Consider the following 24543-nt stretch of genomic DNA (forward strand, 5'->3'; position numbering starts at 1 on the left):
TTTCCCATGTTGCCGACTCCCGAACAGGTCAAGCAATACATCGCCGCTGGGCTCGCTTGCCAGCATCTCGAAGTCGAAGGCGACGGTCAGCATTTCTTTGCGACCATCGTTTCGCCGAGCTTTGAAGGCAAGCGGCCGATCCAGCGGCATCAACTCGTGTACGCGGCGCTCGGCGACCGCATGCGCGAGGAAATCCACGCGCTCAGCATGAAGACGCTGACGCCCGCCGAATGGCAGAACGCGTAATCTGGAAATTTAGTGCGAATTACTCAAGAAGGGCGCGACCTCGGTAGCGGCGCGTCGAACACAATCAAGGCAGGCCCGGCCGAAGTCCGGGCGGATCAGGAACTGACAGGCATGGACAAACTCATCATTGAAGGTGGCTTCCCGCTCGCAGGTGAAGTTGTCGTCTCGGGTGCGAAGAACGCGGCGTTGCCGATCCTGTGCGCGGGTCTGCTGAGCTCGGAGCCCGTGCATCTGGACAACGTGCCGGATCTGCAGGACGTGCGCACGATGCTCAAGCTGCTCGGCCAGATGGGCGTGCGGATCGAGAGCGGCGCGGGGCGCGTGTCGCTGGACGCGTCGAAAGTCGACAACCTCGTCGCTCCGTATGAAATGGTGAAGACCATGCGTGCGTCGATCCTCGTGCTCGGCCCGCTGGTCGCGCGCTTCGGTCACGCCAGGGTGTCGCTGCCGGGCGGCTGCGCGATCGGCGCGCGTCCGGTGGATCAGCACATCAAGGGCCTGCAGGCGATGGGCGCCGAGATCACGATCGAGCACGGCTTCATCGAGGCGCGCGCGAAGCGTCTGAAGGGCGCGCGCATCATCACCGACATGATCACCGTCACCGGCACCGAAAATCTGCTGATGGCGGCGGTGCTGGCCGAAGGCGAAACGGTCATCGAGAACGCGGCGCGTGAGCCGGAAGTCGGCGACCTCGCGCATCTGCTGGTCGCGATGGGCGCGCGGATCGAAGGCATCGGCACCGATCGCCTCGTGATCCAGGGCGTCGACAAACTGCATGGCGCGAAGCACACGGTGATTCCGGATCGTATCGAAGCCGGCACGTTCCTGTGCGCGGTGGCGGCCGCCGGCGGCGACGTCACCTTGCGCCGCGTGCGCCCGCAGATTCTCGAAGCCGTCACGGACAAGCTGCGCGAGGCGGGCGTCACGATCGAGGAAGGCGAAGACTGGATGCGCGTGCGGATGGACAAGCGTCCGAGCGCGGTGAGTTTCCGCACCTCCGAATATCCGGCATTCCCGACCGACATGCAGGCGCAGTTCATGGCGCTGAACACGATTGCCGAAGGCACCGCGCAGGTGGTGGAGACGATCTTCGAAAACCGCTTCATGCACGTGCAGGAACTGAACCGCCTCGGCGCGCACATCACGATCGACGGCAAAACCGCGCTCGTGACCGGCGTGGAGAAGCTCTCCGGCGCGAAGGTCATGGCAACCGATCTGCGCGCGTCCGCGAGTCTCGTGATCGCCGCGCTGCGCGCCGAGGGCGAAACGCTGATCGACCGCATCTATCACCTGGATCGCGGCTATGACCGCATGGAGACCAAGCTCACCGCGATCGGCGCGAAGGTGCGCCGGGTTTCGGGGAGCCAGGCATGAGTTCGGTGCCGCAGACGTCGTCGTCGCCGGCGGTGAGCGCACCGCTCACGCTGGCGCTGTCGAAAGGGCGTATCTTCGAGGAGACGCTGCCGCTGCTCGCCGCCGCCGGCATCGAAGTCGCCGAGGATCCCGAAACCTCGCGCAAGCTGATCCTGCCGACCACCGATGCGAACCTGCGCGTGATTATCGTGCGCGCCACCGACGTGCCGACCTACGTCGAATACGGCGCGGCCGACTTCGGCGTGGCGGGCAAGGACGTGCTGCTGGAACACGGCGGCGGCGGGCTGTATCAGCCGGTCGACCTGGATATCGCACGCTGCCGCATGTCGGTCGCGGTGGCCGCGGGTTTCGATTATGCGAATGCGGTGCGCCAGGGCGCGCGATTGCGCGTCGCGACCAAGTACGTTGAAACCGCACGTGAGCATTTTGCCGCCAAGGGCGTGCATGTCGATCTGATCAAGCTGTACGGTTCAATGGAACTCGCGCCGCTGGTCGGCCTCGCCGATGTGATCGTCGACCTGGTGAGTTCGGGTAATACCTTGCGAGCCAACCATCTCGTCGAGGTGGAGGAGATCATGCAGATTTCGTCGCGTCTCGTCGTGAACCAGGCTGCGCTGAAGCTCAAGCGCGCCGCGTTGCGGCCGATCCTCGACGCGTTCGAACGCGCGTCGAAAGCCGGCGCGGCGACACCCTGAATCGTTGGTCCTGCTTGACCCCGCTTTAACGCGCGCCTTACCGAAACGGATACCCGTATGTCTATCAAGATTCGCAAACTCGATTCCAGCGCTCCCGACTTCCACAAGTCGCTGCATGCGGTGCTCGCGTTCGAGGCGAGCGAAGACGAAGCGATCGAGCGCTCGGTCGCGCAGATTCTGAACGACGTGAAGGCGCGCGGCGATGCCGCGGTGCTCGAGTACACGAACCGCTTCGACCGTCTCGAGGCGAACAGCGTCGACGCGCTCGAACTGCCGATGTCGGAACTGGAGGCCGCGCTCGAAAGTCTCGAACCCAAGCGCCGCGCCGCGCTCGAAGCGGCGGCGGCGCGCGTGCGCGGCTACCACGAGAAGCAGAAGATCGAATGCGGCAGCCATAGCTGGCAATACACGGAAGCCGACGGCACCGTGCTCGGCCAGAAGATCACGCCGCTCGATCGCGCGGGTATTTATGTGCCGGGCGGCAAGGCGGCGTATCCGTCGTCGGTGCTGATGAACGCGATTCCGGCGCGCGTGGCCGGCGTGCGCGAAATCGTCATGGTCGTGCCAACGCCGGATGGCGTGAAAAATCCGCTGGTGCTGGCGGCCGCGTTGCTGGGCGGCGTGGACCGCGTGTTCACGATCGGCGGCGCGCAGGCGGTCGGTGCATTGGCGTACGGCACGCAAACCATCCCCGCGGTGGACAAGATTTGCGGCCCCGGCAATGCCTATGTCGCGTCGGCCAAGCGCCGCGTGTTCGGCACGGTCGGCATCGACATGATTGCGGGGCCGTCGGAAATTCTCGTGCTGTGCGACGGCACCACGGATCCGCGCTGGGTCGCGATGGACCTGTTCTCGCAAGCCGAGCACGACGAACTCGCGCAATCCATCCTGCTGTGTCCGGACGACGCGTTCATCGCCCGCGTGCACGAAGCGATCAACGAACTGCTGCCCACCATGCCGCGCCGCGATGTGATTCGCGCGTCGCTGGAAGGGCGCGGCGCGCTGGTCAAGGTGCGCGATATGGCCGAAGCCTGCGCGATCGCCAACGACATCGCGCCGGAACACCTCGAAATCTCGGCGCTGGAGCCGCACCAGTGGGGCCAGTTGATCCGTCATGCCGGCGCGATCTTTCTCGGCCGCTACACGAGCGAAAGCCTCGGCGACTACTGCGCGGGTCCGAACCACGTGCTGCCTACCTCGCGTACCGCTCGGTTCTCGTCACCTTTGGGCGTCTATGATTTCTTCAAGCGCTCGAGCGTGATCGAGGTCAGCGCGGAAGGCGCGCAGACGCTCGGCGAGATCGCCGCGGAACTCGCTTATGGCGAAGGCTTGCAGGCGCATGCTCGCAGCGCCGAATACCGGATGCGGCAAAACGGCTGAGCGCGGCTGAACCTCGCGAATCCGATAACGAGCGCGGGCATCGAGTGATGCCCGCTGACTTCGGCGACGGATTGCGTGCGGTTCTCCGCGTCTCCATTTCAATAACGACAACAGAGACCAACTGAGGCGGCAGCGTGCCGCCGATGCCAGTCCGGCGTTTGCCTCGCGGCCTGGTCCACTGACCTATGACGACACCTCAAGACATCATTCGCCGCGACGTGCTCGCGATGACGAGCTATCCGGTTCCGGACGCCACGGGCTACATCAAGCTCGACGCGATGGAAAATCCATTTCCGCTGCCGCCGGTGCTGGCCGCGCATCTCGGCGAGCACCTGGCCGGCGTCGCGCTGAACCGTTACCCGGCGCCGCGCCCGGAAGCGTTGATCGAGAAGATCAAGCGCGTGATGGGCGTGCCCGCTGGCTGCGACGTGCTGCTCGGCAACGGCTCGGACGAGATCATCAGCATGATCTCGGTCGCGTGCGCGAAGCCGGGCGCCAAGGTGCTCGCGCCGGTGCCCGGTTTCGTGATGTACCAGGTGTCGGCGAAGCTGGCGAATCTGGAATTCGTCGGCGTGCCGCTGCGGGCGGATTTCTCGCTCGATACCGAAGCGATGCTGGCGGCGATCGCCGAGCATGAGCCGACGGTCATCTATCTGGCATATCCGAACAACCCGACCGGTACGCTGTTCGACGACGCCGACATGGAGCGCATCATCGCCGCGGCCAACAAGAGCCTCGTGGTGATCGACGAGGCGTATCAGCCGTTCGCGCAGCAAAGCTGGCTGCCGCGCGCCGACGCGTTCGACAATGTCGTCGTGATGCGCACGGTGTCCAAGCTCGGGTTGGCCGGCATCCGGCTCGGCTATCTGGTCGGCAAGCCCGCCTGGCTGACCGAATTGGACAAGGTGCGTCCGCCCTACAACACCAATGTGTTGACGCAGGCCGCCGCAGACTTCCTGCTCGATCACGTCGACGTGCTGGACTCCCAGGCCGCGCAATTGCGCGAAGAACGCGCGAAACTCGCGCAGGCGGTGGCTCGGTTGCCCGGCGCCGAAGTGTTCCCGAGCGCCGGCAACTTCCTGCTGGTACGCGTGCCGGACGCGTCCGTTCTGTTCGAAACGCTGCTCACGGCACGGGTTTTGATCAAAAACGTGAGTAAAATGCATCCATTGCTGGCCAATTGCGTGCGTTTGACCGTGGGTTCGCCTCAGGAAAACGCGCAATTGCTCGCCGGGCTGAAACTCGTGCTGCACTGAATCGCGCACTGGCAAAGCGCGCCGCTCGCCGGTTTTCCCAACCCACACTACTATCGCTTTCTAGCTAGATTCGAGGAATTACCATGCGCCTTGCGGAAGTCGTTCGCAACACCAGCGAAACGCAGATCCGTGTGAAGATCAATCTGGACGGCACCGGTCAGCAGAAGCTGGCCACCGGCGTGCCGTTTCTGGACCACATGCTCGACCAGATTGCGCGGCATGGTTTGTTCGATCTCGACATCGAAGCGCATGGCGATCTGCATATCGACGACCACCATACGGTCGAAGACACCGGCATCACCCTCGGCCAGGCCGTCGCGAAGGCGATCGGCGATCGCAAGGGCATCCGTCGCTATGGCCATTCGTATGTGCCGCTCGACGAAGCGCTGTCGCGCGTCGTGATCGATTTTTCCGGCCGTCCGGGCCTCGAATTTCATGTGCCGTTCACGCGTGCGCGCATCGGCACGTTCGACGTCGATCTCTCCATCGAATTTTTCCGCGGCTTCGTGAATCACGCCGGCGTTACGCTGCACATCGACAATCTGCGCGGCCTGAACGCTCATCATCAGATGGAAACGGTGTTCAAGGCGTTCGGGCGTGCATTGCGCATGGCCGTCGAACTGGACGAACGCGCGGCGGGGCAGATTCCGTCGACCAAGGGCAGCCTTTGAGCGCTCGTTAGCCGGCTCATTTGCCGGCGAATTTACCAGGACCGGGCAAAGAGGGCGGGTTGCGCTTCCCCCGGTGTGCAATGGACATTCTGAAGTCGTTTATTTCGCTGCTGGCGCTGATCAACCCGATCGGCGCCATTCCGTTCTTTATGAGCCTCACGGCGCATCAGGCAGACGCGGAGCGGCGCAGGACCATCCGGATCGCGGCGATCTCGGTGTTCTGCGTGATTGCGGTGACCACGCTGCTCGGACAGCAGATCATCAGTTTCTTCGGCATTTCGGTCGGTTCGCTGGAAGTGGGCGGCGGGATCATCATGCTGCTGATGGCGATCAACATGCTCAACGCGCAGATCGGCAACAGCCGTTCGACGCCGGAAGAGCGCCACGAAGCCGAGCAGAAGGACAACATCGCGGTCGTGCCGCTGGCGATCCCGCTGTTGACCGGCCCCGGCGCGATCAGCACCACGATCATTTACGCGTCCGCCTCGGCGCATTGGTACGACCGGATCAGCCTCGTGGCGATCGGCGCGGTATTGGCGGCGATCTGCTTTTTTTCACTGCGCCTCGCCGAACCGATTGCCCGGTGGGTGGGTCGCACGGGCATCAACATCGGCACGCGGCTCATGGGTTTGATGTTGTCGGCGCTGGCGGTGGAATTCATCGTCGACGGATTGAAGGCATTGCTGCCTAACTTGAAATGAAAACTTCGATAGCGATTGTGGATTACGGAATGGGCAACCTGCGCTCGGTTGCGCAGGCATTGCGCAAGGCCGCGCCGGAAGCGGACGTGGCGATCGTCGACCAGCCCGAGGCGATCCGCTCGGCTGATCGCGTGGTGCTCCCCGGCCAGGGTGCGATGCCCGACTGCATGCGCAGTCTCGCTGAATCGGGCCTGCAGGAAGCGGTGGTGGAAGCGTCGCGCAGCAAGCCGCTGATGGGCGTGTGCGTCGGCGAGCAGATGCTGTTCGACTGGAGCGCCGAGGGCGATACGCCGGGCTTGGGCCTGTTGCCCGGCAAGGTGCTGCGTTTCGACCTGGAAGGCCAGGTGCAGGACGACGGCTCGCGCTTCAAGGTGCCGCAAATGGGCTGGAATCGCGTGCGTCAGGCGCATCCGCATCCGTTGTGGGACGGCGTCGCCGACAACGCATTCTTCTATTTCGTGCATAGCTATTACGTCGTGCCGGAGAATGCGGCCCATACCGTCGGAGAAACGGTGTACGGTGTGCCCTTTACCTCCGCGGTGGCGCGGGATAACATCTTCGCGACCCAATTCCACCCGGAAAAGAGCGCTGAAACGGGGCTGCGCGTGTATCGCAACTTCGTCCACTGGAATCCGTGAGCGCCTTTCTTCATCGTGCTGCCATGTGCCGCAGCGCCACAAGTCGGGCGCGCGGTGCGCGCCCGAGCCGCGGCGACGCGAGTTTGCTTGCCCTTGCTGCTCCGCAAGGGCGCGCCGAGAGTTGTACTAAACTAGCGAGACGGCGTTCCGGCGGGCTGGCCCACCAGCCGCGGCCGCCGACCTTCAACCCCTTCCCAGACAACACCCGATTGCTATGCTGCTGATTCCCGCCATCGACCTGAAAGACGGTCAGTGTGTACGCCTCAAACAAGGCGATATGGACCAGGCGACGATATTCTCCGAGGAACCGGCGGCAATGGCCCGGCATTGGGTCGACCGTGGGGCGCGCCGTCTGCACCTCGTCGACCTGAATGGCGCGTTCGCCGGCAAGCCGAAGAATGAAGACGCGATCCGCGCGATCATCGAGGAAGTGGGTGGCGAGATTCCCGTCCAGCTGGGCGGCGGCATCCGCGACCTGAACACGATCGAGCGCTATCTGGACGACGGTTTGTCGTACGTGATCATCGGCACGGCGGCGGTGAAGAATCCGGGCTTTCTGCAGGATGCCTGCACGGCGTTCGGCGGTCATATCATCGTCGGGCTGGACGCGAAAGACGGCAAGGTCGCCACGGACGGCTGGAGCAAGCTGACCGGCCACGAAGTGGCCGATCTGGCGCGCAAGTTCGAGGATTACGGCTGCGAATCGATCATCTATACCGACATCGGTCGCGACGGCATGCTGCAAGGCATCAACATCGAAGCCACGGTACGCCTCGCGCGCGCGGTGAAAATTCCGGTGATCGCGAGCGGCGGTTTGTCGAATCTGACGGACATCGAGTCGCTGTGCGAAGTCGAGGACGAAGGTATCGAAGGCGTGATCTGCGGCCGGGCCATCTACTCGGGCGATCTCGATTTCGCCGCGGCGCAGACCCTCGCCGATCGGCTGCGCGAATCGGACGACGCTTGAGTTTTTCCCAAGGCGCGCGTGAGGTACACCCCAAGCGCCGCAGTGGACTCAAAATCGGCGCGCAAGCGCACCGCGCGAAGGCGCGTCACGAAACCGCGTCATGCCGCATGCATGCGCTTTGCAGACCTCCGGCGCAACGCGGCCGGCCGCGCCGGCCCCCTGCCGCTCCCTGGCGAGCGGTCTCATCAGCGGTATTGGCAGAATTGCACGATCATGGCTCTAGCTAAACGCATCATTCCCTGTCTCGACGTCACGGCTGGACGCGTGGTCAAGGGCGTCAATTTCGTCGAGTTGCGCGACGCCGGCGATCCGGTCGAAATCGCGCGCCGTTACGACGATCAAGGCGCCGACGAACTCACCTTCCTCGACATCACCGCGACTTCCGATCAACGCGATCTGATCCTGCCGATCATCGAGGCGGTCGCCTCGCAGGTGTTCATTCCGCTGACCGTCGGCGGCGGCGTGCGCGCCGTCGAAGACGTGCGGCGGCTGCTAAACGCGGGCGCCGACAAGATCAGCATGAACTCGTCGGCGGTGGCGAATCCACAGCTCGTCAAAGACGCCACCGACAAGTACGGTTCGCAATGCATCGTCGTCGCGATCGACGCCAAGCGCGTCTCCGCCGAGGGCGAGCCGCCGCGCTGGGAAGTTTTCACGCACGGCGGGCGCAAGGCCACTGGCCTAGACGCGGTCGAATGGGCGCGCAAGATGGCGCAACTCGGCGCCGGCGAAATTCTTTTGACCAGCATGGACCGCGACGGCACCAAGAGCGGCTTCGACCTCGCGCTGACGCGCGCGGTGTCCGATGCCGTGCCGGTTCCGGTGATCGCCTCGGGCGGCGTGGGCTCGTTGCAGCATCTGGCCGACGGCATCCGGGACGGTCATGCGGACGCGGTGCTGGCCGCGAGCATTTTTCACTACGGCGAGCACACCGTGGGCGAGGCCAAGCGCTTCATGGCCGATCAAGGCATTTCGGTGAGGTTGTGACGTGGTGAATTCTTCGGCTGTTGAATGGCTCGACAAGGTCAGGTGGGACGCGAACGGCCTCGTGCCGGTGATCGCGCAGGAGGCGTCGACGAACGACGTGCTGATGTTCGCGTGGATGAATCGCGAGGCATTGGCGAAAACCGTCGAAACCGGCCGCGCCGTGTATTTTTCGCGCTCGCGCCAGCGCCTGTGGTTCAAGGGCGAGGAGTCCGGCCACGTGCAGCATGTGCATGAAGTGCGGCTCGATTGCGACGAGGACGTCGTGCTGCTGAAAGTGGAGCAGGTGTCGGGCATTGCGTGCCACACCGGCCGCCACTCGTGCTTTTTCCAGAAATTCGAAGGCTCGGTGGACGACGGCGATTGGATCGCCGTCGATCCCGTGCTGAAAGACCCCGAACACATTTACAAATGACGCACACCACGCCAACCACGCCGTCCACGGCCGACACGCTGCTGCGCCTCGCGGCCATCATCGACAGCCGCAAGGGCGGCGATCCGGATGTCTCCTACGTGTCGCGCCTGTTCCACAAGGGCGACGACGCAGTGCTGAAGAAGATCGGTGAGGAAGCCACCGAAGTCGTGCTGGCCGCCAAGGACGCGCGTCACGGCGGCGCGCCGAAGGCGCTGGTCGGCGAGGTCGCGGATCTGTGGTTCCATTGCCTCGTGATGCTGTCGCATTTCGATCTAAGTCCTGCGGACGTGCTTGCCGAGCTGGAGCGTCGCGAAGGTCTGTCGGGCATCGAGGAAAAGGCGCTGCGCAAGACCCGCGAGCGGGAGCAGAACGGCGACTGATTGTTCCCAATCTGGCCGCCATGCCCTTGACGTGGCGAGCACCCGCGCCCACATTGGACTGAACGCATTGATCGCATCCTCGGGAGGACGCAAGCATGGAACAGTCGCAAGAAAGCTATCCGCCGCCGGTCTACCGCAACGCCTTGGAGCCGGAGCGCGAACGCAGCCTGCGCACGCTCACGCACGTGCTGTACGCGCTGTACGCCGTGCACTGGCTGACGGGCGGCCTGACGATCGTGATCGCGATCATCATCAACTACGTGAAGCGTTCCGACGCGGCGGGTACCCCCTACGAAGCCCATTTTGACTGGCAGATCCGTTCGTTCTGGATGTGCCTGCTGGGCTATGTGATCGGAGGCTTGCTGCTGTTCGTCGTGATCGGGATTCCAGTTCTTTGGGCCGTCAGCATCTGGATGTTGTACCGTATTATCAAGGGCTGGCTGTATCTGTACGATAACAAGCCGCTCCTGAATCCGCGTGCGTGGTTCTGAGTTCGTCCGATCATTACCGGGTCGGCTTTAGCCGCGCCGCTTGGCGTCACGTCATGTCACGCTTCGCGCTCTAGCCATACTGCGTCAGGAATACGATGAGCCACGACCCGAACTGCCTTTTCTGCAAGATCGCCGCCGGCGAGATTCCGTCCACCAAAGTGCATGAAGACGACGAGTTTCTCGCCTTCCGCGACATCCGTCCGGCGGCGGAGATCCATGTGCTGGTGATTCCGCGCAAGCACATCGCCACGCTGTCGAATTGCACTGAAAGCGATGTCCCGCTGCTTGGTAAAATGCTTGTTTTGGCGGCGCGTCTCGCCGACCAGCTCGGCGTAGCGTATACCGGTGGCGAAACCGGTTTTCGCACGGTAATCAATACCGGTCCGGGCGGCGGGCAGGAGGTGTACCACTTGCACGCGCATATTCTCGCGGGGCCGCGCCCGTGGAAACGGATGGGCTGAGGCTTCACGACAAGGCGCGCCGCGAGTTTTGGTGGTCCACAATAGTGCGGCTGTTGTTTTCGTCGCTGTTTTTTGCGCGTTGTAACGGCGCCGACGCGATCGTCCGGTCACAATGACATACCGCGTCGTGGGTTGCAGTCGCAGAGTCCGCGGTAACGTATAGATGAAGCGTACGCGCTTCGGTTCACGCCGTAAGGCGCATGAGTTTCGCCGCATCGGAATGCGGTGTCGGGGTTAAGGAGAGTAGTCATGGGTTCGTTGAGCATTTGGCATTGGTTGATCGTGTTGTTGATCGTGGCGCTCGTGTTCGGCACGAAGAAGCTGCGCAATATCGGCGCCGATCTGGGTGGCGCGGTGAAGGGCTTCAAGGAAGGTGTGAAGGAAGCGGAAACGCCGGCGGGCGACGCGCAGCAGCGCGAACTGCCGCGCAACGGCGCAGTGGACGTGGATGCGAAGGAAAAGACGCCGCACTCCGGCGATTACCGCTGAGCCGCGGCTTGATCGCGTGGCTTAACCGCGTTATTCACGGACATTCCACTTCATGCTGGACCTCGGTCTAACCAAGATGGCGCTGATCGGCGTCGTCGCGCTGGTCGTACTCGGGCCTGAGCGCCTGCCACGCGTCGCCCGCACGGCCGGCGCGTTGTTCGGCCGCGCACAGCGGTATATCAACGACGTCAAGTCGGAGGTCACGCGCGAGATCGAACTCGACGAATTGCGTCGCATGAAGAGCGAATTTGAAACCGCCGCGACCAACGTCGAAACCTCCGTTCAAGACAATCTGCGCAAACACGAGACCGAATTGAACGACGCGTGGAACAGCGGCGCGCCGGTGTCGCCGAGCATTGCGGGCGGTGCGCTGGAAGGTGACGTAGGCGCTTCGTCGTGGCAGACCAGCACGCCGTCAGCGGCGCCCAGGCGCAAGAACTGGCGCGTCAAGCAGGCGGCCATGCCGGCCTGGTACAAGCGCGCCACCACGCGCCGCACGCGCGTGCAATCGGGGGCGGCGCGCGTGGCGCGGCATACGCCGGCCGCCATGCGTCGTCCGACGCGCTTTTTCTGATGATCAGAACGACAATCTCTAACCGAGGGCCGGCGTGAGCGACCCCCAGCATAAACAGGACGAAGGCACTGAAGAGACCTTCATTTCCCACCTCGTTGAATTGCGCGACCGCATCATCCGCGCCGGCCTTGCCGTCATCGTGGTGTTCGTCGGGCTCGTGTATTGGGCGCCGGACATTTTCCGGCTGCTGGCGCGCCCGCTGATGATGAATCTGCCGAAGGACGGCAAGATGATCGTCACGGATGTGACCGGCTCGTTCTTCGTGCCGATGAAGGTGACCATGCTCGTCGCCTTCGTGATCGCGCTGCCGATCGTGCTGTACCAGATCTGGGCGTTCGTCGCGCCGGGGCTTTATCAGCACGAGAAGAAGCTGGTTGGTCCGCTGGTGGGCAGCAGCTACACGCTGTTCCTATGCGGCATGGCGTTCGCGTACTTCGTGGTGTTTCCGACCATCTTCCGCGTGATGGCGCACTACAACGCGCCGCTGGGCGCGGAGATGACCACCGATATCGACAATTACCTCAGCTTCGTGCTGACCATGTTCATTGCGTTCGGCGTGACGTTCGAGGTGCCGATCGTCGTGGTGCTGCTGGTTCGCATGAATGTGCTGACCATCAAGAAGCTCAAGGAGATTCGTCCGTATGTGATCGTCGGCGCGTTCGTGATTTCCGCTGTGGTGACGCCGCCGGACGTATTCTCGCAACTGATTCTGGCGATTCCGCTGGTCATTTTGTATGAGGCCGGGATCATCGCGGCGCGGTTGATCGTCGGCAAGCAGCCGGCGCCGCCGGTGGAGGATGCAAGTCCGCCGGCTTGATGCGGAGCGCGAGGCAAACCAAAAGGGCAATCCGTAATGGATTGCCCTTTTTGTTTTGCAACGGGTGTCAGCGCCTGGCTGGCCGTCCCCATGCTGCCGCGGCGCTCAACGATCCTGCGGCGGCTGCTTTGGCCCCACGAGTGTCGCATTGCTTGCTGTCGTGGCGCGTGCCGCTGTGCTGGCGGCTGAAAGCGTTGGCCGTGCTTGTCAACCGCCGTCCTCGTCCTGCTGATCGCCGCCGCTGTCTTCCACCGGTTGCTTCGGCGGCGGGGGACGCTTGCCGATCGTCACCTCGAGATCCATCTCGCGGTTCTTGCGCACCAGATGAACCTTCGCGGCCGTACCCGGCTTGATCTGCGCGATCACGTTCAACAGGCGCGTGGTGTCGGTGATTTCCTGGCCGTTCACGCTCATCAGAATGTCGCCCGGCTTGATGCCCGCGCGGTCGGCGGGACCGTTCTTCAACACGCCCGCGACGATCGCACCGGACTTCTGCTCCAGCCCGAACGATTCCGCGATTTCCTGCGTCACGTCCTGCGGCTCGACGCCGATCCAGCCGCGCGTGACGGTACCCGTGGTGATGATGCTCTCGAGCACGCTGCGCGCCGTCGACACCGGGATCGCAAAGCCGATGCCGAGCGAGCCGCCCGAGCGCGAATAGATGGCGGTATTGATGCCGAGCAGGTTGCCGTTCGCATCGACCAGTGCGCCACCCGAGTTGCCTGGGTTGATCGCCGCGTCGGTCTGAATGAAGTTTTCGAAGGTGTTGATGCCGAGGTGATTGCGCCCCAGCGCGCTGACGATGCCCATGGTCACCGTCTGGCCGACGCCGAACGGATTGCCGATCGCCAGCACCACGTCGCCCACGCGCGTCTGGTCCATGCGGCCCAGCGTGATGGTGGGAAGGTTGGTCATGTTGACCTTGAGCACGGCCAGATCCGTTTCGGGATCGATGCCAATCACCTTCGCATTGGTGGTGCGACCATCCGCCAGCGCGATTTCGATCTGATCGGCGCCGTCCACGACGTGCTGGTTCGTTAGAATGTAACCTTCCGAACTCACTATCACCCCCGAGCCGAGATTGGCTGCGGGCTGTTCCTGCCGCTTGCGGTTGTTCTTGTCGCCGAAGAAGTAGCGGAATAGCGGGTCTTTTGCGCGCGGGTCGGGCGGCAGTGAGCCATCCTTGCTGGAGAACACATTGACGACCGCGGGCATGGCCTTTTGCGCGGCGTCCGCGTAGGACGCCTGCGGTGGGCCGCTGCCGATGCCTGGCGCTACTTCCCGGAGGGCGACGATCGGTTCGGCGAGCTGCTTGCCGAATTGCCCTTGACGCTGGAGCCACTGCGGTTTGAGGGTCGCAATGATGAACATTAGCGCCAACAGCACGGTCACCGCTTGGGCAAAGAACAGCCAAAAGCGTCTAAGCATCTGAAGACTGGAGGTTTATATGGATCGGATCGAACTTGAATTGTACTTGAACAATCTCCTTGAAACCGCGCGCTTCAAGGACTATTGCCCCAATGGTCTGCAGGTTGAAGGGCGCCGTCGGGTGAGCAAACTCGCGACCGGCGTGACGGCCTCGGCGGCCTTCCTGGAGGCCGCGCTCGAGTGGGGCGCGGACGCCGTGCTGGTCCATCACGGCTACTTCTGGCGCAACGAGGCGCCGCAAATCACCGGCCGTAAATATGCGCGTCTGAAGCTGTTGCTCGGCAACGACCTGAACCTGTTCGCCTACCACCTGCCACTCGACGACCATCCCGAGTTCGGCAACAACGCGCAGATCGGCGCGAAGATGGGCTGGATCAGCGACGCGCGCTTCGGCGAAAACGATCTCGGCTGGCTCGCCACCTTTCCGATGCCGATCACGCTTGCGCACTTCACCGCTCAGGTCGAGCAGACGCTGGGCCGCACGCCGCTCGTATTCGGCGACCCGGATCGCGAACTGCGCCGCGTGGGCTGGTGCACGGGCGCCGCGCAAGGCATGTTCGACGCGGCGATCAACGCGGGCGCCGACGTCTATCTCACCGGCGAGGTGTCTGAGTCGGTCATGCACACGTCGGCGGAAAGCGGCGTGGCGTTTCTCGCGGCCGGCCATCATGCGACCGAGCGTTTCGGCGTGCAGGCGGTGGGCAAGCATCTATCCGAATCGTTCGATATCGAACACCTCTTTATCGATATCCCTAATCCCGTTTGAATTGAAATCGCCATTAGAGAAGAAAAAGGCTCGAATAACGGAGGGGCCGCTTAAAAGGAGGTGCGAAAAAGTTTGCGATCTGTACGGAGAAACCCTGAGATATCAACGGCTTCGCACGGTTTTTGGCAATCGGCCCTTGTAAATGGCGACTCCATTCGCGCAAACTAGCGGCGGTAGAAGCGACGTGAAGGAAAAATCCAACTCAGAAGTGGGGCGTGTGATGCGAGACAAGGAAGATGAACGCGTCGACGGCAGCCGCCGTACCTGGCTGATAGCGACGACCGTAGCAGGTGGCATAGGAGGCGTTGCCACTGTCGTACCCTTTGTTAGTTCGTTTGCACCATCTGAAAAGGCCAAGGCAGCAGGTGCCCCGGTCGAAGTCGATATCAGTAATCTCAAGCCCGGCGACATGATGACCGTTGCCTGGCGCGGTAAGCCGGTGTGGATCATCAACCGCACCGACAAGATGCTCGCCGACGTCAAGAAGGCCGATAACGAAGTAGCGGATCCCCACTCCAAGAATGTTTTCACCATGCCCTTGCCGGAGTACTGCAACAACGAACTCCGTTCACGGGCCGATCACCAGAGCGTATTTGTCGCCGTCGCCGTCTGCACCCATCTGGGCTGCACGCCGACGCCGCGCTTCCAGGAGGGCGCGCAGCCGAATCTTCCGGACGACTGGCCTGGCGGCTTCCTGTGCCCCTGCCACGGTTCGACCTATGACATGGCCGGCCGCGTCTTCAAGAACAAACCTGCGCCGCAGAACCTCGACATCCCGCCTTACATGTTCACGTCGGCCACCAGCCTCGTGATCGGCAAGGACGAGAAAGGAGAAGCGTAATGGCGATCGAACACGAAGTAGAGACGACCGGGCTCACCGGCTGGATCGACCGGCGCTTTCCGATGACGTCGGCGTGGAAGAAGCACGTTTCCGAGTACTACGCGCCGAAGAATTTCAACTTCTGGTACTTCTTCGGTTCGCTCGCGCTGCTGGTGCTGGTCAATCAGATCGTCACCGGCATCTTTCTCACGATGAACTACAAGCCCGACGCGACGCTCGCGTTCGCGTCGGTCGAGTACATCATGCGCGAGGTGCCGTGGGGCTGGCTGATCCGCTACATGCACTCCACCGGCGCGTCGATGTTCTTCGTGGTCGTGTATCTGCATATGTTCCGCGGGCTGATGTACGGCTCGTACCGTAAGCCGCGCGAACTGGTATGGATTTTCGGCTGCGCGATCTTTCTGTGCCTGATGGCCGAAGCGTTCTTCGGCTATCTGCTGCCGTGGGGCCAGATGTCGTTCTGGGGCGCGCAGGTGATCGTGAACCTGTTCTCGGCGATTCCCTTCATCGGGCCGGATCTCTCGCTGTGGATTCGCGGCGACTACGTCGTCTCGGACGTCACGCTGAACCGCTTTTTCGCGTTTCACGTGATCGCCATTCCGCTAGTGCTGATCGGTCTCGTGGTCGCACACATCGTGGCGCTGCATGAAGTCGGCTCGAACAACCCGGACGGCATCGAGATCAAGGCGAAGAAGGACCCCAACGGCATTCCGCTCGACGGCATTCCGTTCCACCCGTACTACTCGGTGCATGATTTCTTCGGCGTCACGGTGTTCCTGATGATTTTCGCGGCGATCATCTTTTTCGCGCCGGAGATGGGCGGGTATTTCCTCGAAGCGAACAACTTCATTCCCGCCAATGCGTTGCAGACGCCGCAGGAAATTGCGCCGGTGTGGTACTTCACCGCCTTCTATGCGATGCTGCGCGCCACCACCGATCCGTTCAAGATCGTGCTGATGATCGTGATTGCCCTGCTGGGCCTGCTCGCGCTGGTGCGTGCGCGCGGCAAGTGGAAGATCGGTTTGCCCGTGCTGGCGGTGCTGGTGATTCTGGCGATGGCGTTCACCGAATCGAAGTTCTGGGGTGTGGTGGTGATGGGCGGCGCGGTGATCTCGCTGTTCTTCCTGCCGTGGCTCGACCGCTCGCCGGTGAAGTCGATCCGTTACCGGCCGTTCTTTCACAAAGTGTTCTACGCGATCTTCGTGTTTGCCTTTCTGACACTGGGCTTCCTCGGCACCAAACCGCCGTCGCCGGCCGCCACGCTGATTGCGCAGGTGTGCGCGCTGATCTACTTCGCGTTTTTCCTCGGCATGCCGTTCTGGACGAGGCTTGGCACGTTCAAGCAGCCGCCCGAGCGGGTGCGGTTCAAGCCCCACTAATCGCGAGCCAGGAGAACACGAATGAAGAAACTGCTTTCGACGTGCGCGCTGATCGGCGCGACGCTGCTCGCGCTCGCGGCCGCCCCGGTGCGCGCGGACGAGAATTTCCCGCTCGACCGAGCGCCTGATAACGCAGAGAATTTCGCTTCGTTGCAGCACGGCGCGCAATTGTTTGTAAACTATTGCCTGAATTGCCACAGCGCGAACCTGATGCGCTACAACCGGTTGACCGACCTCGGCATCACGCCGGCGGCCATTCAGTCGAATCTGCTGTTCACCACCGACAAGGTCGGCAACACCATGACCGTGGCGATGCGCCCCGAGGACGCGAAAGCGTGGTTCGGCGCGAGTCCGCCGGATTTGTCGGTGGAAGCGCGAGCGCGCAGCAAAGACTGGCTGTACACGTATCTACGCAGCTTTTATCGCGACGATACGCGGCCGACCGGCTGGAACAATCTGGTGTATGAGAACGTGAGCATGCCTCACGTGCTGTGGCAGCTTCAGGGGCAGCGTACCGCGAAGTTCGGCGATGAAATCGACGAAAAAACGGGTGAGACGGTACACAAATTTGTCGGTTTCCAGCAGGTCACTCCGGGGACGATGTCGCCGGTAGATTATGATTCTGCTGTGGCCGACCTCGTGTCTTACCTGTCATGGATGTCCGAACCGACGCAGAAAACCCGCAAACAGCTTGGCGTGTGGGTGCTTCTCTTCCTCGGCATTCTGAGCTTTTTCGCCTGGCGACTGAACGCCGCGTACTGGAAACATATCAAATAATCACGCCGTCACCCGGCGTGGGGCCGGCGCCAGGAAGAACCTGCTGAACGGTTTTTCCGCGCGCTGGCCCTTCAGCTTTTTGAGGAAACGTAAATATGATGGTTCTGTATTCCGGCACAACTTGCCCGTTCTCCCAGCGTTGCCGGCTGGTGCTGTTCGAAAAGGGCATGGACTTCGAGATCCGCGACGTCGACCTGTTTAACAAGCCGGAAGACATCGCCGTGATGAATCCGTATGGTCAGGTGCCGATTCTCGTCGAACGGGACCTGATTCTGTACGAATCGAACATCATCAACGAGTACATCGACGAGCGCTTCCCGCACCCGCAACTGATGCCGGCCGATCCGGTTCAGCGCGCCCGCGCCCGCCTGTTCCTGCTGAACTTCGAAAAAGAACTGTTCGTTCACGTCGGCACGCTCGAAAACGAAAAGGGCAAGGCCGCCGAGAAGAATCACGAAAAGGCGCGCCTCGCGATCCGCGATCGCCTGACGCAGCTTGCGCCGATCTTCCTGAAGAACAAGTACATGCTCGGTGAAGAGTTCTCGATGCTCGACGTCGCCATCGCGCCGCTCCTGTGGCGCCTGGATCACTATGGTATCGAGCTGTCGAAGAACGCCGCACCGCTGATGAAGTACGCCGAACGCATTTTCAGCCGTCCGGCTTATATCGAAGCGCTGACGCCTTCCGAAAAGGTGATGCGTCGTTGAGTGTGGCTTTGGGGCAAGGGCGCCGCACGGTCGAGAGGATGCGGGCCCGTGCCTGGTCAGAGGACTGTTGATGCAAGAGATTTCCACCAAACCTTATCTGTTGCGCGCCCTGTACGAATGGTGCACGGATAATGGCTACACGCCGCACATCGCGGTCCGGGTCGACAATCAGACGCGCGTGCCGCGTCAGTTTGTGCGTGACAACGAAATCGTGTTGAACATCAGCTTCGAGGCGACCAGCCAGCTGCAGATGGGCAACGAGTGGGTCGAATTCAGCGCGCGCTTTTCCGGTAAGTCGCACAAGATCGAAGTGCCGATCGCCAATATTCTCGCGATCTACGCGCGCGAAAACGGGCAGGGTATGGCGTTTCCGGTCGAATCGGCGGGCGGGGAGGCGCGGGACTCCGGCGCCGACGCCGTGCCGGCGGACGAAAGCGCTATGCCGGCGGCGCCGCGTGTGGTGGAGACTTCGCCTGCGGCTGCCGATGCTGCTTCATCCAAAACGGATAGCGCGACGGAGGGCCCCCAGCCTGACGACGATGGATCGAAAGGCGGCGGAAGGGCTCGCCTGAAGATCGTAAAGTGAAGTAGAATTACGGGCTCAAAGCCGGCTTAGCTCATCAGGTAGAGCGCTTGACTTGTAATCATGAGGTGGCGGGTTCGAGTCCTGCAGCCGGCACCAGTAGTACGAAAACGGGTTTCTGAAATCTTCAGAAACCCGTTTTTTTTATTCTTGAGCGGAACGTAGTCGTCGTTAAATTGCGCCAATAAATATATCGGGTTGCGGCACGGTAAGGGGCCTGCAACCCGATATTCAAGGCGTTAATGGCGCTATTAAAATTTTAGTGCGTACCTTATTGCTCTCTCAGGTTCTATCATGATTTGTGACCGTGCGCCTTGGCGGTCGGCGATGACTATACATAGGCGATACGGGTCTGTCTATTAGCCGGGCGGTCTGCAAGCGCAGGTTCATGCGTGCGGCATAATCGATTTTAAGCATGGTTAACCCGGTCCGTCGGGCCGCTTGTAACTCTGCGGACTTGAACATTCCATGTTACCCGGTCGCTTATTCATGCTCGCCTTGTAAAGCGAGCGTCCGTGTTTCAGAACTTGGCCGTGAAAACATCGCCGATTCTTGGCCGCTTGAGGGCCGAAGAGTACCTCGGACGCAAAGCGTTCGTGAGACCTCAAACGGCCGAAATTCACCATATCTCTTTCACCTTGTCGATTGTGGACGACTCAGTCTACATTTGCCGCGCGCAGTAGCGAAAGTGCAGTGCCACGGCCAGCCTTGGCCGCGCTCGCCGACGAATAGCCCACCGCGAACCCGAACGACAGGGGTACTATTCGGGGCGTCAGTCGGCATCGCTTATCAAGTACTCCGGCGGGCAACGCCCCCCGACGACGCAATATTTCATTGCGTCACTTCCGCAACACAGATCCCACCTCACCATGACCAGCCCAGCAACCATCACCTGGCCCGAAGCCGACGGTCCCCGCACCGCGCGTTGGCGCTCCGAAGCGGCAGTGCCGCCGCCGAAACGCGTCATCGTCGCGGATGACCGCACGACCGCCGACTCCGCCTATCGTCTCGCCTGCGAAGGCACGGCGCTGTTATGGAACGGCGATTTCCAGAACGCTCGCCAATTGCTGCAGGCGGTCACGCGTCGACTGGAACGCAAACCGCGCAAGCAGGGCGAGACGCCGCTCGACGCCTTCAACCTGCATCGCCAGGCGCAGTCGCAACGCGCCCGCACGCTCGGCATGATCCTTATTCCGCTCGACGCCGCTTACGGCATTCCGTTGCGCCGCGCACCCGACGTGCAACAGGCTTGCATCGAAACGTATGGTCCGGCCACCGGTGAAGCATCGGTTGTATCGCTGCGCGAACTGCTTGGTCTGATCGGCGCGCACGAGTGGCGCAAGAAGGGTGTCGAAATTCCCGCGCTGGGCGAGCGCATTCATCCGCATCACGGCGTGTTTTCGCCGGTGCGGGGTGAATATGTGGATCTCGTCGCGCGAACGCCACTGCCCTCGCTGAACAAGGCGTTCGATATCGGCACCGGCACCGGCGTGTTGGCGGCGCTGCTCGCCAAGCGCGGCGTGAAGAAAATCATCGCGACGGACCTGGATCTGCGGGCGCTCGCTTGCGCGCGAGAGAACCTCGCGCGCCTCGGCTACGACCAGCAAGTCGAGGTGGTGCAAGCGGACTTGTTTCCGGAAGGCCGTGCGCCGCTCGTCGTCTGCAATCCGCCGTGGGTGCCGGCGAGGCCCGCGTCCCCGATCGAACATGCGATCTACGATTCGGAAAGCCGCATGCTGCTGGGTTTTCTCAACGGTCTCGCGGAGCATCTATCGCCGGGCGGCGAAGGCTGGCTCATCATGTCGGATTTCGCGGAGCATCTCGGTTTGCGCACGCGCGAGTGGCTGCTTGCGGCGATCGAAAAGGCCGGGCTGACTGTGGCGGGCCGCGAGGATATTCGTCCGCGGCATCCCAAGTCGACCGACGAAACCGATGCGTTGCATGCGGCACGCGTGGCTGAAGTGACGTCGCTGTGGCGTCTTAAGGCGCGGTAGGCGATGCGGCGGAGGGGCGCGCGCCGCGCGCCTCGAGATACGCCAACGCGCCGCGTCCCGCCGCCAAACCGCTGGCGAAGCAGGCGGTGAGAAGATAGCCGCCCGTTGGTGCTTCCCAATCGAGCATTTCGCCCGCGCAGAACATGCCGGGCAGACGCTCGATCATCAGATGCTCGTCGAGCGCCTCAAAGGGAATGCCGCCGGCGGTGCTGATCGCTTCCGCGATCGGCCGGGCCCGCGTGAGCCGCACCGGCAGCGACTTGATGGCATGCGCGAGAACGTTCGCGTCGGCGAAGGCTTCCTTCGACAGAATCTCGTGCAACAAGGCCAGTTTTACCCCGCTAATCCCGATCCGTCCATGCAGATGGCTCGACATCGAACGTGAGCCGCGCGGCCGCGTGACTTCCGCGACGACACGCTCGAGAGTCAAGCCTGGCGCCAGATCCAGACTGATCGTCACGTCGCCGTCGGCGAGAATCCGGTCCCGAATAGCCGCCGATAACGCGTAAATCAGGCTCCCTTCCAGGCCCGTTTCGGTCAGAAGTATTTCACCTTGTCGATTGTGGACATTGTTGTCTACGCCAGCGAGTGAAATGGCCACCGGCTTGACCGGCTGGCCCGCGAAACGCTCGCGCAGATAAGGGTTCCAGTCGGCGTCGAAGCCGCAGTTGGCGGGTTGCAGGGGCGTCAGCGGCACATCGCGCGCTGCCATGAGCGGCACCCAGGCGGCGTCCGATCCGAGGCGTGGCCAGCTTGCGCCGCCGAGCGCGAACACCACGGCATCGCAAGTCACGACTTGCGGTCCGCCGGGCGTGGCAAACCGCAGCGCATGCGTGGCGTCGCCGGCGTCGCTCTCAACCCAGCCAATCCACTTGTGGCGCATATGAAACCGCACGCCCGCTCCTCTCAATCGATGCAGCCACGCCCGCAGCATCGGCGCCGCTTTCATATCGGTCGGGAAAACGCGGCCCGAACTGCCGACGAAGGTTTCGACGCCCAGCTCGTGCAGCCAGGCGCGCAAGGCGTCGGGACCGAAGGCGTCCAGCAACGGCTCGATCCGCTCGCGGCGCGCGTCGTAGCGGTCCAGAAACGGTCCGAGCGGTTCGGAATGCGTGATGTTCATGCCGCCTTTGCCCGCCATCAGGAATTTGCGGCCGACCGACGGCATCGCGTCATACACGTCGACCAGCACGCCATGTCGGGCAAGCGCCTCGGCAGCCATCAAGCCGGCGGGGCCGCCGCCGATCACGGCGACGCGGGCGGAATCGAAGGAGGATGACATGCGGTCCTGCGGATGAGCGGAAGAGGCGGTGCGTCAGCGGGATCGGACGATCGCGCGGCGCGAAGGGCGCTATTTTCACACCGTGGGCAGCGCAGGGCAAACGCGCGGCTGAGCCGGCAGGCCGAAAAAAGCTGGGTTCGGGCGTTTGCGTATCGGCCCGGTTTGCGTTTGCCGCTTCGGGACCGACCCGCGCGACCTATACTTTTCACATACCTTCCACCGGACGCAGTGTCGCGTTTTCCGCCTCGAACCAGCCCACGATTTCACGCTGCCCGCGCTGCCCTAACGGCCGCGTGACGGCGGGCGACGGAGTTCGCGCGTCTGTTCCCTGTCCGGATGTTCTGAAGGTTGATACCAGGAGACTGCCATGAGCCGCAAATATATCGACTGTCGCGAATTCCCGAGCGAGATGAACTGCACCGTTGCCATGTCCGCCGACAGCGAGGACGAATTACTCGACGCAGCCGTGCAGCACGCGGTTTCGGTTCACAAACACGAGGATTCGCCGGAACTGCGTTCGCAGCTCAAGACCCTGTTCCATGAAGGCACGCCGCCGGTCGAAGCACCGCGCGCGTGATGTGTCGCCCTTCCGCCAGAAGGGATGCCGGCTGACCGGTGCGAGCGGCCGCGTGCCGCCCGCGCGGGTCGCGGCGTGACGTCGGTTTTAGCTGGGGTAAGCCTCGTCCACCTTGAGCCCGGCGAGCTTGAAAATGACCCGCAGCGTTTGCGGTTTGATGTCGCGCCTCGATGCGAGCGTGGTCATCACGAAATCGAGTACTTTTGCGTATTTCAGCATCGTCAGGCAGGTTTCCATATCGACGCTGCCGTCGCGCATGATTTCCGCCAGACGCAGCATTTCCGTGGAAATGTCGCGCGCCATCTCCAGTTCGAGTTGCTGCTTCTCGGACCAGACCGGCGTGGCAGTGAGTTTCGCCAGCATTTCCTGAAACTTCTGTTCGACGTTTCCGTTGGGTATCGTATCCATTGCCGCCTCTGTTATATCCGAGCGCGTCCGCTCGGGATCGCGGCGCGCTTCTGGTTACGTAACATTAGGTCCCTGTTCCGGGACCGCCCTCCCCACCTGCAGCCGGTTCGCCGATTGAAGCACGGCGCTGGCAATCCGTTGTCATCGGCGGCACGGCTTACCTTGCCGGGGAGCCGGCCCGCAAGCTGTTTTGCGCGCTGTTCGAGCAGAAAACATTCCAGATCGTCGACCTTTTTTGCATGGTTCGCCCGGCTCCTTCGGTGAGCGGGCCGCGCTTTGGGTAAACTGCCAGCAACTTTTCCCTTTTTCCGTCACCTGTCGCACGTTCGCGTTGCAATCGGCGGCGGTTTCCACGATGTCCAGCAAAACCCACGAAATCCGTCCGAACCAGTCCGTCGAGCTACTGAAAGAGCTTCATATCCTCACGCGCGACGGCAAGATGAACCAGGACAGCCGCCGCAAGCTGAAGCAGGTCTATCACCTGTTTCAGTTCATCGAGCCGCTGCTCAAGGACCTCAAGGACAAGCAGGGCGCCTTGACGCTCGTCGACCACGGCGCGGGCAAGTCATATCTAGGTTTTATCCTGTACGACCTTTTCTTCAAGGAATTTCAGGGCGCCGCTGGTGGGGCTTCGCACATTTACGGCATCGAAACGCGCGAGGAACTGGTCGCGAAGTCGGAAGAACTGGCCGCTCGGCTCGGCTTTACGGGGATGTCCTTCCTGAACCTGTCGGTGGCCGACTCGATCACCTCCGAGCGCTTGCCGGCCGAGATCGACATCGTGACGGCGCTGCATGCCTGTAATACCGCGACCGACGACGCCATCCGCTTCGCGCTGGAAAAGCACGCGAAGTACATCGTGGTCGTTCCGTGCTGCCAGGCTGAGGTGGCGGGCGTGTTACGGCAGAACAAGGGCAAATCGCTCGCGAACGCGTTGACTGAAATCTGGCGGCATCCGCTGCATACGCGGGAATTCGGCAGCCAGATCACGAATGTGCTGCGCTGCTTGCAGTTGGAGGCGCACGGCTATCAGGTGAGCGTGACCGAACTGGTCGGGTGGGAGCATTCCATGAAGAATGAACTCATCATTGCCCAATATAAGGATTTGCCAAGGCGGCGGCCGGCCGAGCGGCTTAATGAGGTGATGGAGACGCTTGGAATCGGGGAGTTGAAGGAGCGTTTTTTCGTGTCCGCCTGATTTCGCTTTTCCGCAGGCGACCTTTAGCGGTGGCTTTCCGACGCCGCTGCCGCTACCGTTGCCG

General features: G+C 62.3%; 29 protein-coding genes and 1 tRNA gene. 27 read left to right on the top strand and 3 right to left on the bottom strand.

Annotation, left to right across the window (positions count from 1 at the left end; genetic code table 11):
* The first annotated feature begins 6 nt into the window (after positions 1 to 6).
* The 17 genes from BUE39_RS22665 to tatC all read left to right on the top strand — a co-directional run bounded on the left by BUE39_RS22665 (position 7) and on the right by tatC (position 12539).
* Positions 7 to 246 carry a BolA family protein gene (locus tag BUE39_RS22665; RefSeq protein ID WP_007180203.1) on the top strand — a complete coding sequence of 80 codons (240 nt, stop codon included), beginning with the start codon at positions 7 to 9 and terminating at the stop codon, positions 244 to 246.
* A 63-nt stretch (positions 247 to 309) separates the two neighbouring features.
* Positions 310 to 1620 (top strand): UDP-N-acetylglucosamine 1-carboxyvinyltransferase, encoded by a 1311-nt coding sequence (gene murA, locus BUE39_RS22670; RefSeq protein WP_374709885.1) that lies wholly within the window; start codon positions 310 to 312, stop codon positions 1618 to 1620.
* Entirely contained in the window at positions 1617 to 2315 is a 699-nt protein-coding gene (hisG, locus tag BUE39_RS22675; protein ID WP_073430958.1) for an ATP phosphoribosyltransferase, read from the top strand. Before murA ends, hisG begins: the two co-directional genes overlap by 4 nt.
* 57 nt (positions 2316 to 2372) lie before the next feature.
* Positions 2373 to 3695, top strand: coding sequence for a histidinol dehydrogenase (gene hisD, locus BUE39_RS22680; RefSeq protein WP_073430959.1), 1323 nt, complete (start codon positions 2373 to 2375; stop codon positions 3693 to 3695).
* A gap of 185 nt (positions 3696 to 3880) precedes the next feature.
* Entirely contained in the window at positions 3881 to 4951 is a 1071-nt protein-coding gene (gene hisC / locus BUE39_RS22685) for a histidinol-phosphate transaminase (RefSeq protein ID WP_073430960.1), read from the top strand.
* A gap of 83 nt (positions 4952 to 5034) precedes the next feature.
* On the top strand, positions 5035 to 5622 hold the full coding sequence (gene hisB / locus BUE39_RS22690) for an imidazoleglycerol-phosphate dehydratase HisB (protein WP_006052285.1): 588 nt from the start codon (positions 5035 to 5037) through the stop codon (positions 5620 to 5622).
* 80 nt (positions 5623 to 5702) lie between these two features.
* Positions 5703 to 6323: a YchE family NAAT transporter gene (locus BUE39_RS22695; protein ID WP_073430961.1), complete on the top strand. Its 621-nt coding sequence runs from the start codon at positions 5703 to 5705 to the stop codon at positions 6321 to 6323.
* Entirely contained in the window at positions 6320 to 6961 is a 642-nt protein-coding gene (hisH, locus tag BUE39_RS22700) for an imidazole glycerol phosphate synthase subunit HisH (protein WP_073430962.1), read from the top strand. Before BUE39_RS22695 ends, hisH begins: the two co-directional genes overlap by 4 nt.
* Before the next feature lie 214 nt (positions 6962 to 7175).
* Positions 7176 to 7928 (top strand): 1-(5-phosphoribosyl)-5-[(5-phosphoribosylamino)methylideneamino]imidazole-4-carboxamide isomerase, encoded by a 753-nt coding sequence (gene hisA / locus BUE39_RS22705; protein ID WP_012434504.1) that lies wholly within the window; start codon positions 7176 to 7178, stop codon positions 7926 to 7928.
* 213 nt (positions 7929 to 8141) lie between these two features.
* Entirely contained in the window at positions 8142 to 8915 is a 774-nt protein-coding gene (hisF, locus tag BUE39_RS22710) for an imidazole glycerol phosphate synthase subunit HisF (RefSeq protein ID WP_073430963.1), read from the top strand.
* A gap of 1 nt (position 8916) precedes the next feature.
* Entirely contained in the window at positions 8917 to 9327 is a 411-nt protein-coding gene (gene hisI, locus BUE39_RS22715) for a phosphoribosyl-AMP cyclohydrolase (protein WP_176035826.1), read from the top strand.
* The gene (locus tag BUE39_RS22720; RefSeq protein ID WP_073430964.1) at positions 9324 to 9707 is read left to right on the top strand and encodes a phosphoribosyl-ATP diphosphatase; all 384 of its coding nucleotides are present in this window, start codon (positions 9324 to 9326) and stop codon (positions 9705 to 9707) included. Before hisI ends, BUE39_RS22720 begins: the two co-directional genes overlap by 4 nt.
* A 95-nt stretch (positions 9708 to 9802) precedes the next feature.
* Complete coding sequence (locus BUE39_RS22725) at positions 9803 to 10198, top strand: DUF4870 family protein (RefSeq protein WP_073430965.1); 396 nt, start codon at positions 9803 to 9805, stop codon at positions 10196 to 10198.
* A gap of 95 nt (positions 10199 to 10293) precedes the next feature.
* Positions 10294 to 10659 carry a histidine triad nucleotide-binding protein gene (locus BUE39_RS22730; protein WP_073430966.1) on the top strand — a complete coding sequence of 122 codons (366 nt, stop codon included), beginning with the start codon at positions 10294 to 10296 and terminating at the stop codon, positions 10657 to 10659.
* Positions 10660 to 10908: 249 nt separating this feature from the next.
* On the top strand, positions 10909 to 11148 hold the full coding sequence (tatA, locus tag BUE39_RS22735; RefSeq protein ID WP_073430967.1) for a Sec-independent protein translocase subunit TatA: 240 nt from the start codon (positions 10909 to 10911) through the stop codon (positions 11146 to 11148).
* Positions 11149 to 11200: 52 nt separating this feature from the next.
* Positions 11201 to 11722 (top strand): Sec-independent protein translocase protein TatB, encoded by a 522-nt coding sequence (tatB, locus tag BUE39_RS22740; protein WP_073430968.1) that lies wholly within the window; start codon positions 11201 to 11203, stop codon positions 11720 to 11722.
* Positions 11723 to 11756: 34 nt separating this feature from the next.
* Positions 11757 to 12539: a twin-arginine translocase subunit TatC gene (gene tatC / locus BUE39_RS22745; RefSeq protein WP_073430969.1), complete on the top strand. Its 783-nt coding sequence runs from the start codon at positions 11757 to 11759 to the stop codon at positions 12537 to 12539.
* A gap of 207 nt (positions 12540 to 12746) precedes the next feature.
* On the opposite strand, the gene BUE39_RS22750 is transcribed toward tatC, so the two are convergent.
* Positions 12747 to 13967, bottom strand: a complete 1221-nt coding sequence (locus BUE39_RS22750; protein WP_073430970.1) for a Do family serine endopeptidase — start codon at positions 13965 to 13967, stop codon at positions 12747 to 12749.
* 19 nt (positions 13968 to 13986) lie between these two features.
* Between BUE39_RS22750 and BUE39_RS22755 the strand changes: the two genes are divergently transcribed.
* The 8 genes from BUE39_RS22755 to BUE39_RS22790 all read left to right on the top strand — a co-directional run bounded on the left by BUE39_RS22755 (position 13987) and on the right by BUE39_RS22790 (position 21014).
* Positions 13987 to 14733 (top strand): Nif3-like dinuclear metal center hexameric protein, encoded by a 747-nt coding sequence (locus BUE39_RS22755; RefSeq protein WP_073430971.1) that lies wholly within the window; start codon positions 13987 to 13989, stop codon positions 14731 to 14733.
* A 220-nt stretch (positions 14734 to 14953) separates the two neighbouring features.
* Complete coding sequence (petA, locus tag BUE39_RS22760) at positions 14954 to 15574, top strand: ubiquinol-cytochrome c reductase iron-sulfur subunit (RefSeq protein WP_073430972.1); 621 nt, start codon at positions 14954 to 14956, stop codon at positions 15572 to 15574.
* Positions 15574 to 16953: a cytochrome b gene (locus BUE39_RS22765; protein WP_073430973.1), complete on the top strand. Its 1380-nt coding sequence runs from the start codon at positions 15574 to 15576 to the stop codon at positions 16951 to 16953. The genes petA and BUE39_RS22765 overlap by 1 nt, the downstream gene beginning before the upstream one ends.
* Positions 16954 to 16974: 21 nt before the next feature.
* Positions 16975 to 17730 (top strand): cytochrome c1, encoded by a 756-nt coding sequence (locus tag BUE39_RS22770; protein ID WP_073430974.1) that lies wholly within the window; start codon positions 16975 to 16977, stop codon positions 17728 to 17730.
* A gap of 95 nt (positions 17731 to 17825) precedes the next feature.
* Positions 17826 to 18437, top strand: coding sequence for a glutathione S-transferase N-terminal domain-containing protein (locus BUE39_RS22775; RefSeq protein ID WP_006052302.1), 612 nt, complete (start codon positions 17826 to 17828; stop codon positions 18435 to 18437).
* A 70-nt stretch (positions 18438 to 18507) separates the two neighbouring features.
* A complete protein-coding gene (locus BUE39_RS22780; protein WP_073430975.1) occupies positions 18508 to 19023 on the top strand; it encodes a ClpXP protease specificity-enhancing factor in 516 nt (171 codons plus the stop codon).
* A gap of 20 nt (positions 19024 to 19043) precedes the next feature.
* A tRNA-Thr gene (locus BUE39_RS22785) sits at positions 19044 to 19119 on the top strand.
* Positions 19120 to 19889: 770 nt separating this feature from the next.
* Positions 19890 to 21014 carry a methyltransferase gene (locus BUE39_RS22790; RefSeq protein WP_073430976.1) on the top strand — a complete coding sequence of 375 codons (1125 nt, stop codon included), beginning with the start codon at positions 19890 to 19892 and terminating at the stop codon, positions 21012 to 21014.
* Here BUE39_RS22790 and BUE39_RS22795 read toward each other — a convergent pair.
* A complete protein-coding gene (locus BUE39_RS22795) occupies positions 21001 to 22296 on the bottom strand; it encodes a TIGR03862 family flavoprotein (RefSeq protein ID WP_073430977.1) in 1296 nt (431 codons plus the stop codon). The two genes, BUE39_RS22790 and BUE39_RS22795, sit on opposite strands and share 14 nt — an antisense overlap.
* 367 nt (positions 22297 to 22663) lie before the next feature.
* On the opposite strand from BUE39_RS22795, the gene BUE39_RS22800 reads away from it, so the two are divergent.
* Entirely contained in the window at positions 22664 to 22873 is a 210-nt protein-coding gene (locus BUE39_RS22800; RefSeq protein ID WP_073430978.1) for a DUF1059 domain-containing protein, read from the top strand.
* Between the two features lie 87 nt (positions 22874 to 22960).
* Here the strand turns inward: BUE39_RS22800 and BUE39_RS22805 are convergent, their stop codons facing one another.
* Positions 22961 to 23281, bottom strand: coding sequence for a type II toxin-antitoxin system HicA family toxin (locus BUE39_RS22805; RefSeq protein ID WP_073430979.1), 321 nt, complete (start codon positions 23279 to 23281; stop codon positions 22961 to 22963).
* A 355-nt stretch (positions 23282 to 23636) separates the two neighbouring features.
* On the opposite strand from BUE39_RS22805, the gene BUE39_RS22810 reads away from it, so the two are divergent.
* Complete coding sequence (locus BUE39_RS22810; protein ID WP_073431028.1) at positions 23637 to 24479, top strand: class I SAM-dependent methyltransferase; 843 nt, start codon at positions 23637 to 23639, stop codon at positions 24477 to 24479.
* Positions 24480 to 24543: the final 64 nt, after the last annotated feature.

The sequence above is a fragment of the Paraburkholderia terricola genome, from assembly GCF_900142195.1.
In the GTDB taxonomy this organism is placed as follows: Bacteria; Pseudomonadota; Gammaproteobacteria; order Burkholderiales; family Burkholderiaceae; genus Paraburkholderia; species Paraburkholderia terricola.